This is a genomic window from Citrobacter europaeus (genome assembly GCA_020099315.1).
GTDB classification, from domain to species: Bacteria; Pseudomonadota; Gammaproteobacteria; order Enterobacterales; family Enterobacteriaceae; genus Citrobacter; species Citrobacter europaeus.
This window is the reverse complement of sequence record CP083650.1, coordinates 3,425,421-3,440,240: the sequence shown is the minus strand read 5'-3', so window position 1 is coordinate 3,440,240 and position 14,820 is coordinate 3,425,421. Positions and strand designations below refer to the sequence as shown.

At 51.2% G+C, this 14,820-nt stretch carries 13 protein-coding genes; 6 read left to right on the top strand and 7 right to left on the bottom strand.

The window, feature by feature from the left end; translation table 11 throughout:
* Positions 1–36: 36 nt before the first annotated feature.
* The 6 genes from LA337_16260 to mgrA form a co-directional block, all read right to left on the bottom strand.
* Positions 37–1,029: an ABC transporter permease gene (locus tag LA337_16260; protein ID UBI14727.1), complete on the bottom strand. Its 993-nt coding sequence runs from the start codon at positions 1,027–1,029 to the stop codon at positions 37–39.
* Positions 1,030–1,042: 13 nt separating this feature from the next.
* Complete coding sequence (locus LA337_16255) at positions 1,043–2,569, bottom strand: sugar ABC transporter ATP-binding protein (GenBank protein ID UBI14726.1); 1,527 nt, start codon at positions 2,567–2,569, stop codon at positions 1,043–1,045.
* Between the two features lie 73 nt (positions 2,570–2,642).
* Positions 2,643–3,605, bottom strand: a complete 963-nt coding sequence (locus LA337_16250; GenBank protein ID UBI14725.1) for a sugar ABC transporter substrate-binding protein — start codon at positions 3,603–3,605, stop codon at positions 2,643–2,645.
* A gap of 43 nt (positions 3,606–3,648) precedes the next feature.
* Positions 3,649–4,857: a PfkB family carbohydrate kinase gene (locus LA337_16245; protein UBI14724.1), complete on the bottom strand. Its 1,209-nt coding sequence runs from the start codon at positions 4,855–4,857 to the stop codon at positions 3,649–3,651.
* Positions 4,858–5,150: 293 nt separating this feature from the next.
* Complete coding sequence (locus LA337_16240; GenBank protein ID UBI14723.1) at positions 5,151–5,477, bottom strand: DUF2502 domain-containing protein; 327 nt, start codon at positions 5,475–5,477, stop codon at positions 5,151–5,153.
* 137 nt (positions 5,478–5,614) lie between these two features.
* Entirely contained in the window at positions 5,615–6,604 is a 990-nt protein-coding gene (gene mgrA, locus LA337_16235) for an L-glyceraldehyde 3-phosphate reductase (GenBank protein UBI14722.1), read from the bottom strand.
* A gap of 181 nt (positions 6,605–6,785) precedes the next feature.
* Here mgrA and LA337_16230 point away from each other — a divergent pair, with 181 nt between their 5' ends.
* Entirely contained in the window at positions 6,786–8,438 is a 1,653-nt protein-coding gene (locus LA337_16230) for an indolepyruvate decarboxylase (GenBank protein ID UBI14721.1), read from the top strand.
* Here the strand turns inward: LA337_16230 and LA337_16225 are convergent, their stop codons facing one another.
* On the bottom strand, positions 8,439–9,674 hold the full coding sequence (locus tag LA337_16225) for an ion channel protein (protein UBI14720.1): 1,236 nt from the start codon (positions 9,672–9,674) through the stop codon (positions 8,439–8,441).
* Between the two features lie 204 nt (positions 9,675–9,878).
* On the opposite strand from LA337_16225, the gene glk reads away from it, so the two are divergent.
* The 5 genes from glk (at position 9,879) to ypdE (ending at position 14,800) form a co-directional block, all read left to right on the top strand.
* Entirely contained in the window at positions 9,879–10,844 is a 966-nt protein-coding gene (glk, locus tag LA337_16220) for a glucokinase (GenBank protein ID UBI14719.1), read from the top strand.
* A gap of 218 nt (positions 10,845–11,062) precedes the next feature.
* The gene (locus LA337_16215; GenBank protein ID UBI14718.1) at positions 11,063–11,389 is read left to right on the top strand and encodes a fructose-like phosphotransferase enzyme IIB component 1; all 327 of its coding nucleotides are present in this window, start codon (positions 11,063–11,065) and stop codon (positions 11,387–11,389) included.
* A gap of 20 nt (positions 11,390–11,409) precedes the next feature.
* On the top strand, positions 11,410–12,657 hold the full coding sequence (locus LA337_16210; protein UBI14717.1) for a PTS fructose transporter subunit IIC: 1,248 nt from the start codon (positions 11,410–11,412) through the stop codon (positions 12,655–12,657).
* 17 nt (positions 12,658–12,674) lie between these two features.
* Complete coding sequence (gene ypdF, locus LA337_16205; GenBank protein ID UBI14716.1) at positions 12,675–13,760, top strand: aminopeptidase; 1,086 nt, start codon at positions 12,675–12,677, stop codon at positions 13,758–13,760.
* A complete protein-coding gene (gene ypdE, locus LA337_16200) occupies positions 13,760–14,800 on the top strand; it encodes an aminopeptidase (GenBank protein UBI14715.1) in 1,041 nt (346 codons plus the stop codon). Before ypdF ends, ypdE begins: the two co-directional genes overlap by 1 nt.
* Positions 14,801–14,820: the final 20 nt, after the last annotated feature.

Genomic DNA, 14,820 nt, shown 5'->3' with positions numbered 1-14,820 from the left:
TTATGGTTACCCGGATGTACCGGGTAACCATGGCATTTATTTTTTATTCAGGTGGCTACGGTAGGTATCCAGTACTACTGCAACGATAATAACCGCTCCTGTGATAAAGCGTTTTGTGGGCTCGCTTGCCCCAACTTGCGCCAGCCCTGCAGCCAGAACGGAAATAATTAAAGCGCCAAGAAAAGTGCAGATAATTGAACCTCGTCCTCCCATCAAGCTTGTGCCACCAATCACGACAGCAGCAATAACCTGTAGCTCCATGCCAACACCACTATTCGGGTCAGCGGCCTCAAGACGTGCCACCTGAAACAGTGAAGCCAGACCGGATAATCCCCCCATAAGCGCAAATACAGCGATCTTATAAGGTCCGGGATTAATGCCTGATAATCGAACTGCTTCTTCATTGGTACCAATACCAATTAAATGGCGGCCAAATACGGTTCGGGTTAATACCAGATGCCCGACAATAATGACTACGATAGCAATAATAAAAGACGGGGAGACGCCGAAGAAAATGGGGTCGGCCAGGTAGTCATAAATCGAACCGATATAAGCCGTTCGCGAATCAGTCAACTGGTATGCTGCTCCACGAGCCATTTCCAGCACCCCGAGAGAGACGATAAATGCCGGAATACGCCAGGCTACAGTAATCAAGCCTGTTAACGCCCCTACCAGTGTTGCGAGCGCTATACCAGAGAGGGCAGCTAGCCATGGCGACCACTGGAAATTTAAATAAGTAACGCTTACTACTGCGGCGGCAAGAGCCAGTAGCGACCCCACGGAAAGGTCGATACCGGCAATAATTAATATAAATGTCATCCCCACCGACATAACGATTAAGTCAGGGATTTGATTCGCAATAGTACTAAAAGTATTCATGCTCAGGAAATGCGTACTGAGGCATGAAAAGAGCACGATCATCGCTAATAATGCTCCGAGTAGCCCGATGTAGCTACTTAACCCTGTCCATGACGTCTGGGCGTTTCCCTTCTCTGCTGCCGTTTGTTTTGTCGCTAAGTTATTCTTCATTTTTTATCCCCGGCTATTCGGTGGAAGTCTTTTCTACGTGCTGATATGCAGAAAATGCTGCTGCTAAAATTCGATCCTGGCTCCAGTCATCCCGCGAAAATGTGTTCACTAACTTTCCATCGGAAATTACCGCAATACGATCGCAAACGAGCATCAGTTCGCGAAGGTCACTGGAAACGACAACCACGCCTTTCCCCTTTGCCGTCAGCGTATTCATTAATTGGTAAATATCTTGTTTTGCGCCGACATCGATACCGCGAGTGGGTTCATCAAATAATACAACGTCGCAATCTCGTTCCAGCCAACGGCTAATCAGCACTTTTTGCTGGTTGCCACCCGATAAACTCTCCACCGCCTGTAAAGTGTTGGTCGTACGGACACCTAAACTTTTAATGTGTTTGTTCGCTAACGTCGTTTCGCTTAAAGAGTTAACAACCGACAGTTGACTTATTTTGTCGCTGTTGCCCAGCGAAATATTGGCTGCAACCGATTGAGGTAATAAAAGACCTTCACCTTTACGGTCTTCTGTGACTAACGCAATACCGTGCCGTATGGCGTCTGCAGGAGAGCGAATCGCTATAGGTTTTAATGGATCGCCAGTCTGTAATGTACCGCTGTCAATTTTATCTGCGCCAAAAATAGCGCGCAGAAGTTCGGTTCGACCAGAGCCAACCAGACCGCTAATACCTAACACTTCACCACTGTGCAACGTAAACGAAGTATCCCGAATGATTTTCCCACGCTTGAAATTTTCCACCTTCATTATGGGGCGGCCAGCCCGACGTCCACTTAAATCAAATGAACTTTCCAAATCACGTCCGACCATCAGGGAAACAATCTGATCGCTGGTAAAATGCTTGATCTCGTCTACGCAAACTAAATGACCATCTCGCAGAACAGCAATATCATCTGCAATTATGGCTAGCTCATCCAGCCGGTGAGAGATGTAAATTATTGAAACCCCGCGGGCTTTGAATAGCGCTATCTGTTTAAACAATAATTCAACTTCGCGGCTACTGAGCATGGCTGTTGGTTCATCCAGAATAAGCACCCGGCTTTCACCAATTAAGTTCCTCGCAATTTCAATCATTTGTTGATGGCCGATGCCTAATTCACCCACCAGAGTATTCGGGTCGATTGATTGTAGTCCGACCATTGCCATGACGGGGTGAGCCATTTGCTCTAACTTTTTACGATCAATCCAGCCAAATCGGTGAGGGAGTTGTTCGAGAAACAGATTCTCTGCCACCGACAGCGTAGGCAGTAAATTGAGTTCCTGCATAACCATGCGAATACCCAATTTTTCCGCATCTTTCCTGCTTGTTGGTGCGTAAGGTTGCCCCTGATAAATCATCTGTCCGGCGGTTGGGCTGGTGAGTCCCCCAATGATTTTGGATAAGGTACTTTTTCCAGCACCGTTTTCCCCCGTCAACGCTAATACTTTTCCTGGATATAATGCTAGCGTTACATCCACCAGGACAGGTTCACTATAGGTTTTACCTATTCCCTGTATTGCGAGGATCTCTTGTCCACTTTTCATATTCTGACCCTATCCGGTAAGCCGCTGTGAAACCTGAGTCGTTGCAATATCACAGCGGCGTACTGTTATTAGCTTATTGTTTAACAATAAGTTTTATTGGCGTTTCAACGTTGCTGGATAACTCACTCTGCTTTTTGCCATTTTTTAGCGCGTCGAGTGCGGCATCAATGCCGAATACCGCCTGCTGGGACGCAAATTGATCGGCTGTTGCTAAGACGCGGCCATCATTCAGCATAGGTTTAATCGCTTCGATATTGTCATAGCCAACCACCATAACCTGTCCTTTTTTTCCGGCTGAACGAATCGCAGAAACGGCGCCTAATGCCATATTATCGTTATCTGCTAGCAACGCTTTGATATCGGGATATTCGCTTAACATTGCAGCGGCTACCGCATTAGCGTTGTTAATTTCCCATTGACCGGATTGAACGGAGACCACCTTCATTCCACCCTGCGCCATTGCATTCTGGAAACCCAGAGTTCGTTGCTGAGAATTGCTGGAGGTTGGAATACCTTCGATAATACCAACCTGGTCGCCCGGTTTGAGGTGTTTCGCTAAATAATCACCAATATCTTTAGCACCTTTTTGGTTATCTGGACCAACAAAAGGAATGTTTAATTTTTTATCTTTGAGTACGCCATCATCAAATTTATTATCAATGTTAATAACAATTATTCCTGCATCAATCGCTTTCTTAATTACCGGCAGGAGTGCTTTTGAATCTGATGGTGCAATAATGATAGCATCGGCTTTAGAGACGATCATTTGCTCTACAATCTGGATTTGATTTGCCGTATCCGTTTCGTTCTTGATTCCGTTAGAAATCAAGTCAAATTTGTCTGCATTTTTTTTCTGATAATCCTTTGCTCCTGTCTCCATTGTCAGGAAAAACTCGTTTGCTAGCGATTTCATGACCAGCGCGACTTTAGGTTTATGCGTCTGGGTATCAGCGGCAAAAGCAGGCGCGGCGAAGGCGGCGGAAAGCGTTAATCCGACAGTTGCACCGATAACATGATAAAACAATTTATTTTTCATCTAATTATCCTATAGGTGTAGGGGGGTATGATGCTCTAAATAGTTACTGCATTCGGTGATAAACGAGCGAGTTACTGGGCATGTTTGATGCACCTTTACGTTCAACTTTCAACGAGGCAAACGCAGAAGCATACTGCGCTGCATGGATGAGTCCTTTGCCATTTGCAATACATGCAGCCAGTGCTCCGGTAAAGGCATCACCTGCTCCACTGGTATCGACGACAGCTGATTTATAGGCAGGTATATGGGTAAAAACTTTGCCATCAAAGATCAGACAACCTTCGCTACCTAACGTGATAATGACGCATTTTGCGCCTTGAACATGAATGTTTTTGGCAGCATTTTTTGCCGAATAAATATCGACAATGGTGATGCCAGACAGTGCTTCAGCTTCAATTTTATTTGGGGTAATAATATCTATTAGATGTAATATTTCTTTTATTTCTGAAACATACGGCGCTGGGTTTAACACAACGAGAGATTTTCCAATTTTTGCCTGCATTACAGCATAACGGGTTATAGGGAAATTGTTTTCTAATTGAGTTAAAAATACCTTGCAATTGCGAATGGTATCAATATCCAACAAAATATCCTCTTGGGTAAATGTTTCATTGGCCCCAAGATCGATGCTGATCATGTTGTCTCCGGTGGCACCAGAAACCCATACGATAGCAATCCCAGTTGATGACATTTCATTTTCAAAAAAAGAAAATGATGAGATTTCAGTGTTTGTTAAATATCGCTTAGCTTTTTTGGAAAACTCATCGGCACCTAACTTTACCGTTAAGTGAACATTGTTATTGATTTTTGCCGCAGCGACGGCCTGATTTGTACCTTTTCCCCCGGCATAAAAATGGGTTGCCGATGCGCGTATTGTTTGCCCTACCTGGGGTAGTGTTGTTGTTTCAGAGACAATATCAACGTTAAACGAACCGAGGATGTAAATGCTTTCATCAATATAGTTGTTTTGTGTAGAACGGGTTGCCGCAGGCGCAATATCTTTGTCGCTTTTAAATCCATTCAATATCGTTTTTGTAAACGATTGTTCAAATAAGGATTCATCATCAGGTGTGTTTTTTAATTGTGCGCCACCATGAAATAATGAGAATAGAGTATTTTGGCATAACTCGTTTAGATCATTACGAATAGTTCGAGTTGTTACCGATAATTCCTTTGCTAATTCGCTAACATAAACTTTTTTATCCGTTACCAGCTTAACGCGAATGGCTTTATGTCGTTCTTGTTTTTTCATTAGCGCCCCCCCCCAACTTTTATAGTATTAAATTTATGTTAATATTTATGGCGTAAAGCTCAAAAAAAGCACCATAAATCGGAATTTTTTTTTCCGATTTTGCGAATTAGTGAAATGATGAGGAAAGTTGAGAAAATCTGGGCGGCTTTGCTGCGAGTGAGCGAAAACTGGCTTTTGGGTAAGAATGACGCAAAAGGGTCCCTGTAAAGACATGGACCCTTTTTTAAACCTGCCAACAAAGTCTGGGATTGCTCCCTTGTAGGAAGGGGATTACATACTGGCTTTTTGTTACATTAATGATGATGCTTGTGGCCGCGCCCACGACCGCGATGGTCATCGCGATCGTTCCAGCCTTCACGATAACCGCGCTCATAAGCTTTGCGTTTGTCCCAGCCACGATGGTAGCCGTTGTCATGACGCCACCAGCGATTTTTGCGCCACTCATAGTTATGGTGCCAGTAATCCCGGTCGCGCCAGCGGCCGCCATCCCAGTAGTTACCGTAATTATCGCGATCGCCAATTTGTAATTTTATGGATGGCAGCAGGGTGATTTCGCCGGCGTTCGCGGCCAGCGGTGTAAAAGCCAATAAGACTGCCGCCAGAATCAGTGACCTGAACATGTTTTCTCTCCTTCACGATCGAGCCGTAGCCGGCCTGTTAAGGTAATATTACGGGGCAGTAAAGCCCCGTTTCATCGCCACAACTCTTAAATCGCAAGTGAGAGCACTTTTTGTTAATAAATGTGTCTTTATTTCAATCAACTCAGGATGGCATCAATCTCCGCGCACTCTGCAGGCGTAAAGTGACGGTTTGCCAGCATCCCAACGGCATCTTCAATTTGCGCCGGTTTACTGGCGCCAATCAGCACCGACGTGACGTTGTCATCCCGGAGCACCCACGCGAGCGCCATTTGAGAAAGCTTTTGTCCGCGTCGCTCTGCCAGCGCGTTCAGCGCCCGCACCTTTTCCAGTTTTTGTGGGGTTAACTGGTCTGGGTTCAGAAAACGGCTGGTGCTTGCCGCGCGAGAATCCGCAGGAATACCGTTCAGATAGCGGTCGGTTAACTGCCCGCCAGCCAGCGGTGAAAAGGCGATACTGCCGACGCCTTTTTCTTTTAATAGCGACAGCAATCCCTCTTCGACCCAACGTTCAAACATAGAATATTTGGGCTGGTGGATGAGGCAGGGCGTACCTAAATCATCTAGTATTTCAATCGCTTGCTTTGCAAGATCGGCCGGATAGTTAGACAGTCCGACGTACAGCGCTTTGCCCTGACGGACGATATGATCCAACGCGCGCATGGTTTCTCTGAGCGGGGTTTCAGGGTCGGGGCGATGGTGGTAGAAGATATCGACATACTCCAGTCCCAGACGCTTCAGGCTTTGGTCGAGGCTGGCAATCAGGTATTTGCGTGAGCCCCAGTCCCCGTAAGGGCCTTCCCACATGGTGTAACCCGCTTTGGTGGAGATAATAAGCTCATCCCGCCACGGTAAAAAATCTTCCTGCAGGATGCGACCAAAATTCCGTTCCGCTGAACCTGGCGGCGGACCATAGTTATTCGCCAAATCAAAATGACTGATCCCTAAATCGAACGCGCGCTGTAACAACGCCCGACTGTTCTCGACCTGCGTGGTATCACCAAAATTGTGCCACAAGCCCAGAGAGATAATCGGCAGTTTAAGACCGCTCTGACCGCAACGGCGATACTCCATTGTTTGATAACGATTTTCATCAGCCTGATAAGCCATGTAGCCTCCTGTCGGATAACGTGTATCTCTGAGTGTATACGTTTACACAAGGTGGGTAACAATGAAATTTTCGGGTGAAAACTGTACATCTTGCTTTCCACCCCTTCACTGCGACTTTCCTGGACAGTCATCACAGTTCTTCGATACTCAACATGAGGTTACCGTCAGAAGGATAGCTGTCATGCAAACCCCGTATTCCGTTGCTGATTATCTGCTGGACAGGCTGGCAGGCTGTGGCGTCGGCCATCTCTTTGGTGTGCCTGGCGATTATAATTTGCAGTTTCTTGACCATGTGATTGAACATCCCAGCGTACGTTGGGTCGGGTGTGCGAACGAGTTGAATGCGGCTTATGCTGCGGATGGCTATGCCCGGGTATCCGGGGTGGGGGCGCTGCTCACTACGTTTGGCGTTGGGGAGTTAAGCGCAATTAACGGTATCGCTGGAAGCTATGCGGAATATGTTCCAGTTTTGCATATTGTTGGCGCGCCCTGTCGCGGAGCGCAACGTCGTGGGGAGTTAATGCATCACACCCTTGGGGACGGTGATTTTCTGCATTTTTATCGTATGCAGCAGGCGGTGACGACGGCCAGCGCGGTGCTGGATGAACAAAGCGCCTGTTATGAGATTGACCGTGTGCTGCGAACAATGCTTATCGAACGCAGGCCGGGCTATCTGATGTTACCTGCGGATGTGGCAAAACAGCCCGCTACGCCGCCGGATGACATTCTGATTGTTCCTCTGAGCGAGCCGGAAAGCAGTGTGGCAGAAGCGTTTCGCTATCATGCCCGCGAGCGATTGCTGGATAGCCCGCGCGTAGCGCTCCTGGCAGACTTTCTTGCGTTGCGCTTTGGCCTGCAGCCAGTTTTGCAACGATGGATGGCGGAAACGCCGATGGCTCACGCCACGCTGTTGATGGGCAAAGGGCTGTTCGATGAGCGTCATCCGGCGTTTGTTGGCACTTACAGCGCTGGAGCCAGCAGCGACTATGTGCGTCAGGCGATAGAAGATGCCGACACGATAATGTGTGTCGGCACACAATTTGTCGACACCCTGACCGCCGGTTTTACGCAACAACTACCGCAGGAACGCACGATTGAGGTGCAGCCACATGCCTCACGGATTGGAACCAGATGGTTTAACATCCCAATGGAGCAGGCAGTCACCACCTTGAGGGAACTGTGTCTGGAAATGTCTTTTTCACTACCGCCAGAACGCCCGCCAACAGGACGTATTCAGGTTGAGAAGGGGCCTCTGACGCAGGAAAATTTCTGGCATACGGTGCAGCAGTTTCTCGCGCCCAATGACATTATCCTCGTCGACCAGGGAACCGCTGCCTTTGGCGCGGCTGCGCTCACGCTACCCGGCGGAGCGGAAGTGCTGGTTCAGCCGCTGTGGGGGTCTATCGGCTACGCGCTCCCGGCTGCATTCGGTGCGCAAACTGCCTGCCCCGAACGCCGGGTGATCCTGATTATTGGTGATGGCGCGGCGCAGCTCACCATTCAGGAGCTGGGCTCTATGATCAGGGACGGCCAGTCTCCCGTTATTCTGCTGCTCAATAATGATGGCTATACCGTGGAGCGGGCCATACATGGGGAAAATCAGCGTTATAACGATATCGCCGCCTGGAGCTGGACGCAGGTGCCGCAGGCGTTTAGTCGTGAATGTCAGGCCGAATGCTGGCGGGTAAAGCAGGCGGTACAGCTGGAAGAAGTGCTGGCACGGTTGGCCCGTCCGCAACGATTGTCGTTAATTGAGGTAGTGCTACCGAAAGCCGATCTTCCTGAGTTATTGCGCACGGTAACCCGTGCGCTGGAAACGCGTAACGGAGGATAGTTAATTATCCGGACGCTCGGCGACCATCATCGGTTTGCCCGCCAGCAGTAGCCAGGCGGGTAGCATGACGATGCACAGTAGCGGCAGCAGGGTGGAGTCTGGCACCACCACTGCTGCCATAAACAGGCTCAGCCAGGCGTCACGGGTAACGACCAGCACCAGTCCAAGGATCGCGCAGGAGACCGTGATGGCCGCTGGCACCGCTTCAACGTGGGCGTGCAGCATCAGGCCAAGCGCGACGCCAACGAACACTGCCGGGAAAATTCGCCCGCCGCGAAAACCGCTCGCAGCTGCAACCACCAATGCCGCCAGTTTGATCACGGCGAGCATGAAATAATCCGATGTCCCCAGCGTCTGGCTGAACGCCATTTGCTGCATTTCGTCCAGCCCTTTAAACAAGGTGAGCGGTCCACCAATAACGCCCAGAATACCGAGGATAAAGCCGCCAACGCCAAGGATCAGAACCGGGTGTTTTAATCGATGCATTAAACGGTGTAAACGCGGCAGACACCAGACGGCCACCATCCCGGCGGCAATGGCGATGGCGGCAACGACCGCACCGCTGAGGATATCGATCAAGTGCATCTGCGTGTAGTGTGCAATGGGTAATGAAAAATGGGGGTGAAAAAACAGGCTGGTGGTCAGTGAACCCGCGGCGGCGGCCATTAACGGTGCAAACAGGCGATCCCACAAGGGCACTTCGTTCGAGCTATTCAGCGTTTGCGAAAATACCAGTGCGGCGGCAACGGGGGTGCCAAATAGCGCGCCGATGGTGCCGGCAGAGGCAAGGATAGTCCAGTCCAGCTTCGCAATGCGCGGAAACATGCGGCTGCCGAGTGCCACAGCCAGTGCGATGTTCACGGTCATAATCGGGTGTTCCGGACCCAGACTGACGCCTCCCGCGAGGCCAAGGATGAGCGCGGCCAGCAGGCCCGGTATTGCTGATGTTGGCACCGGCATACCAATTAACGGTTCACAGGCAGGATCCGGTCCCGCGTGGCCCTGGCTGTAGCGAATAACTAACCCGACCATGATCCCCGTGAGCGTCAGCATACCGATAATCCACAGCGCAGAGTCCTGGGCAATACCAATGCTAACGGGTAGGCGCTCCCACAAAAATTGCTGTAAAACGGAAGCCACTTTCATCACAACGATCAACACCAGGCTCGACGCTATGCCAATGATTAGCGCTGGAGTTGATAGCAAGAGCATCGTTCTGGCGCGCGGATGGAGCATTTTCTATTCCTTAAAACAGAGTCATAGACATAGTTTGCACAGCCTGCGTAACCGCATCGCTGCAAATGGTGCTGAAACGATAAAGTAATTATGTGATCTGGATCGATTTTCCACGGGCATCAGCCTTCAGGCCGTTGTTGTTATGCCCCCATGAATTTACAGTGTGGCAAAGATTTATTCTGACTTTAGCGGAGCAGTGGAAGAATGACAAAATATGCTTTAGTAGGTGATGTTGGCGGCACCAACGCGCGTCTTGCTCTGTGCGACATTGCCAGCGGCGAGATTTCGCAGGCAAAAACCTATTCCGGGCTGGATTACCCAAGCCTCGAGGCAGTGGTGCGCGTGTACCTGGATGAGCATAGCGTCAGCGTTGAAGATGGCTGCATTGCCATTGCCTGCCCGATCACCGGCGACTGGGTGGCAATGACTAACCATACCTGGGCATTCTCTATTGCTGAGATGAAAAAAAATCTGGGCTTCAGCCATCTGGAAATCATTAATGATTTCACCGCTGTGTCGATGGCGATCCCGATGCTGAAAAAAGAGCATTTGATCCAGTTTGGCGGCGCGGAACCTGTGGAAGGCAAACCTATTGCTGTGTATGGCGCAGGAACCGGGCTCGGTGTGGCGCATCTGGTGCACGTGGATAAACGCTGGGTAAGCCTCCCAGGTGAAGGCGGCCACGTGGATTTTGCGCCTAACAGCGAAGAAGAGGGGATTATCCTTGAGGTTCTGCGCGCGGAAATTGGTCACGTTTCTGCAGAGCGCGTGCTGTCCGGCCCGGGGCTGGTGAACCTGTATCGCGCCATCGTCAAATCAGACGGGCGTCTGCCGGAAAATCTACAGCCTAAGGATATCACCGCCCGTGCGCTGGCTGATTCCTGTATCGACTGTCGTCGGGCGCTGTCGCTGTTTTGCGTCATCATGGGGCGTTTTGGCGGCGATCTGGCGTTGACGCTGGGCACGTTTGGCGGTGTATACATCGCCGGCGGCATCGTACCGCGCTTCCTCGAATTCTTTAAAGCTTCCGGCTTCCGCGGTGGTTTTGAAGATAAAGGGCGTTTTAAAGCCTATGTACAGGATATTCCTGTGTATCTGATCGTGCATGATAACCCGGGCCTGCTTGGTTCTGGTGCCCATCTGCGCCAGACGCTGGGCCATATTTTGTAAGACCAATGCCGGATGGCATTTAGCGGTCATCCGGCCTGCATTCCCACAAAACCGCGCTCCTGACGCGGTTTTTTTATGCCTGCTAACCGCCTTTCCGACCTTCGTCACATTTCCGAGTGACGGAATCATTTGTCCAGTAAAAGCATTATTTGTCTGATAACGGTCGTTACTTTCCCCGGACCATAATTTCACTCGTCAACGATTAAGAGGAAATGATTATGAGCAAAAAACTGATTGCCGTTTGCGCGTGCCCAATGGGTCTGGCCCACACCTTTATGGCGGCTCAGGCGCTGGAAGAAGCCGCAGTTGAAGCGGGTTATGAAGTAAAAATTGAAACCCAGGGCGCGGACGGAATTCAAAATCGACTGACGGCGCAGGATATCGCAGAGGCAACGTTAATCATCCACTCTGTTGCCGTTACCCCGGAGGATAACGAGCGTTTTGAGTCGCGTGACGTCTACGAAATTACGTTACAGGACGCGATAAAAAATGCGGCCGGCATCATTAAAGAGATCGAAGAGATGGTTGCCGCTGAACAACAATAATCATCGACAGGGAATTACTTATGGCCATTAAAAAACGCAGTGCAACCGTTGTGCCAGGCGCATCTGGTGCGGCAGCGGCAATAAAAAATCCACCGGCCTCCCGCAATAGCTTCTGGGGCGAACTTCCGCAACATGTGATGTCGGGTATTTCGCGCATGGTGCCGACGTTAATTATGGGCGGGGTCATTCTCGCCTTTTCGCAACTGATCGCCTATAGCTGGCTCGATATTCCTGCTGACACCGGCATCATGGATGCGCTGAACAGCGGAAAATTCACCGGTTTTAATCTCTCATTACTGAAATTTGCCTGGCTGTCGCAATCTTTTGGCGGCGTGCTGTTTGGTTTTGCTATCCCGATGTTTGCCGCGTTTGTCGCCAACTCTATCGGCGGCAAGCTGGCGTTTCCGGCAGGATTCATTGGCGGGCTGATGTCTACTCAGCCGACACAGATACTGAATTTTGACCCGGCGACGCTGCAATGGGCAACCAGTGCTCCGGTTCCGTCAACCTTTATTGGCGCGCTGATTATCTCGATTGTCGCCGGGTATCTGGTGAAGTGGATGAATCAAAAAATCCAGTTGCCGGATTTCCTGCTGGCGTTCAAAACCACTTTTTTACTGCCCATTCTTTCCGCGATATTCGTCATGTTGGCGATGTATTACGTGATTACGCCGTTTGGCGGTTGGATTAACGGCGGAATTCGTACACTGCTGACGGCAGCCGGAGAGAAAGGCACGCTGATGTACGCGATGGGGATTTCCGCGGCAACGGCGATTGACCTCGGCGGTCCGATTAATAAAGCCGCAGGATTTGTCGCCTTCAGCTTTACCACCGATCACGTTTTGCCGGTAACCGCGCGCTCTATTGCTATTGTCATTCCCCCGATTGGCCTCGGGCTGGCCACGCTTATTGACCGTCGCTTAACCGGCAAACGCTTGTTCAGCGCACAGCTCTACCCGCAGGGGAAAACGGCAATGTTCCTCGCGTTTATGGGTATCAGCGAAGGAGCGATCCCGTTTGCGCTGGAAAGCCCCATCACGGCAATTCCTTCCTATATGGTTGGCGCCATTGTCGGGTCGACGGCTGCCGTCTGGCTGGGGGCGGTGCAGTGGTTCCCGGAATCGGCTATCTGGGCATGGCCGTTGGTCACTAACCTCGGCGTCTATATGGCGGGGATCCTGTTAGGCGCGGTGATTACGGCGCTGATGGTGGTGTTCCTGCGCCATCTTATGTACCGCAAAGGCAAGTTGCTGATTGAAAGCCTCTGATTAAAAGGATTATAACCATGAGCTTACTTGTCTCGCTGCGCGACTGGCTGACGGAGCAACATCTCGACGCGATGCTGCTGTCATCGCGGCAGAATAAACAGCCGCATATGGGGATCTCCAGCAGTTCAGGGTTTGTGTTTATCAGCCATGAAAGCGCGCATATCCTGGTCGACGGCCGTTACTACACCGATGTCGCCACGCGCACTCAGGGCTACCAAATCCATCGACTCGATGGAACGCAGACGCTGTATTCGCAGGTGAATCACATTATTGCACTCGAAAAGCTGCAGACGGTGGGATTCGAAGGTGAGCAGGTAAGCTGGGATACCGCGCAGGTCTGGTCGGGCACACTGCATGCCCGACTGGTGAGCGCTGTGCCGGACGTGCTTCGACAGGTGAAAACCGCGCAGGAGATAGCCTGCATCCGTGAAGCCTGCCGGATAGCTGACCTGAGCGCAGAACATATACGCCGCTTTATTCAACCCGGTCTTAGTGAGCGCGAAATTGCCGCCGAACTGGAGTGGTATATGCGTACGCTCGGCGCAGATAAAGCCTCTTTTGACACCATTGTCGCCAGCGGCTGGCGCGGCGCTCTGCCACACGGTAAAGCCAGCGACAAGCGTGTCGAGGCAGGTGAGTTCATTACGCTGGATTTTGGCGCACAGTATCAGGGCTATTGTTCTGATATGACGCGAACCTTTCGCATCCCCGACGCCAACCAGCCAGCGGAAGAAAGCGCGCTGTTTGCCGTGTATCAGATTGTCCTGGCGGCGCAACGTGCCGCGGTGGCGGCAATTCGACCAGGCGCGCGTTGCAATGAGGTAGACACTGCAGCCAGGCGGGTCATTATGCAGGCGGGCTATGGCGATGCGTTTGGTCACAATACCGGACACGCTATCGGTATTGAGGTGCATGAAAACCCACGTTTTTCCCCCACAGATACAACGCCTCTGGCGGCTGGCATGTTGCTCACCGTTGAGCCGGGTATTTATCTGCCGGGCCAGGGCGGAGTGCGTATTGAGGATGTGGTGCTGGTTACGCCAGACGGCGGCGAGGTGCTCTATACCATGGCGAAAACATTGTTACACACGGGAGAGGCGTAATGGATTTGTCGCTACTGAAGGCGCTGAGCGAGGCGGACGCGATCGCCTCTTCTGAACAGGAAGTGCGTCAGATCCTGCTTGAAGAGGCGGATCGTCTCAATAAAGAGGTGCGCTTCGATGGACTGGGATCGGTGCTGATCCGGCTCAATGAATCAACCGGTCCGAAGGTGATGATCTGCGCGCATATGGATGAAGTAGGATTTATTGTGCGCAGTATTTCCAGCGAAGGGGCGATCGATGTATTGCCGGTGGGAAATGTGCGTATGGCGGCCAGGCAATTGCAGCCGGTGCGGATCACCACCCGCGAAGAGAGCAAGATCCCTGGTCTGCTTGACGGAGAGCGCAGCGGTAATGAAGTTAGTGCGCTGCGGGTGGACATTGGCGCGCGGTCCTATGACGAGGTACTGCAGGCCGGTGTGCGCCCGGGCGATCGCGTCACCTTTGACACAACCTTTCAGGTTTTGCCGCACCAGCGAGTCATGGGAAAAGCCTTTGATGACCGACTTGGATGTTATTTGCTGGTGGCGCTGCTGCGTGAATGGCATGACGCCATTCTCCCTTGCGAGGTCTGGCTGGTGGCCAGTTCCAGTGAAGAAGTGGGATTGCGCGGAGGACAAACCGTAGCACGCGCGGTCGCACCGGATGTGGCGTTTGTGCTGGATACGGCCTGCTGGGCCAAAAACTTTGATTACAGTGCGGCCAACCACCGACAGCTCGGTAAAGGCCCGATGCTGGTGTTGAGCGATAAATCACTGATTGCGCCGCCGAAGCTGACGACGTGGGTTGAAAACGTGGCCGCTGATGCGGGTATTACCCTGCAGCTCGACATGTTCAGTAACGGCGGCACCGACGGCGGTGCGGTGCACGTCAGCGGCACGGGGGTCCCAACGGTTGTCATAGGGCCTGCCACACGGCATGGACACTGCGCGGCATCGATTGCCGACTGTCGTGACATCATCCAGACACAGCAGTTGTTGTCAGCTCTTATTTCACATCTAACGTGCGAAACCGTGGCTCATCTGACGGATTTCAGGTGCTGATTTCGCGCTAATCAGGAGTT

Excerpts from the sequence above, each read along its gene's own strand:
- mgrA (UBI14722.1), bottom strand. The coding sequence starts at position 6,604 with ATGGCTTATCAGGCTGATGAAAATCGTTATCAAACAATGGAGTATCGC.
- LA337_16260 (UBI14727.1), bottom strand. The coding sequence starts at position 1,029 with ATGAAGAATAACTTAGCGACAAAACAAACGGCAGCAGAGAAGGGAAAC.
- LA337_16245 (UBI14724.1), bottom strand. The coding sequence starts at position 4,857 with ATGAAAAAACAAGAACGACATAAAGCCATTCGCGTTAAGCTGGTAACG.
- LA337_16255 (UBI14726.1), bottom strand. The coding sequence starts at position 2,569 with ATGAAAAGTGGACAAGAGATCCTCGCAATACAGGGAATAGGTAAAACC.
- LA337_16240 (UBI14723.1), bottom strand. The coding sequence starts at position 5,477 with ATGTTCAGGTCACTGATTCTGGCGGCAGTCTTATTGGCTTTTACACCG.
- ypdF (UBI14716.1), top strand. The coding sequence starts at position 12,675 with ATGAGCTTACTTGTCTCGCTGCGCGACTGGCTGACGGAGCAACATCTC.
- LA337_16230 (UBI14721.1), top strand. The coding sequence starts at position 6,786 with ATGCAAACCCCGTATTCCGTTGCTGATTATCTGCTGGACAGGCTGGCA.
- LA337_16225 (UBI14720.1), bottom strand. The coding sequence starts at position 9,674 with ATGCTCCATCCGCGCGCCAGAACGATGCTCTTGCTATCAACTCCAGCG.
- LA337_16210 (UBI14717.1), top strand. The coding sequence starts at position 11,410 with ATGGCCATTAAAAAACGCAGTGCAACCGTTGTGCCAGGCGCATCTGGT.
- ypdE (UBI14715.1), top strand. The coding sequence starts at position 13,760 with ATGGATTTGTCGCTACTGAAGGCGCTGAGCGAGGCGGACGCGATCGCC.
- LA337_16250 (UBI14725.1), bottom strand. The coding sequence starts at position 3,605 with ATGAAAAATAAATTGTTTTATCATGTTATCGGTGCAACTGTCGGATTA.
- glk (UBI14719.1), top strand. The coding sequence starts at position 9,879 with ATGACAAAATATGCTTTAGTAGGTGATGTTGGCGGCACCAACGCGCGT.
- LA337_16215 (UBI14718.1), top strand. The coding sequence starts at position 11,063 with ATGAGCAAAAAACTGATTGCCGTTTGCGCGTGCCCAATGGGTCTGGCC.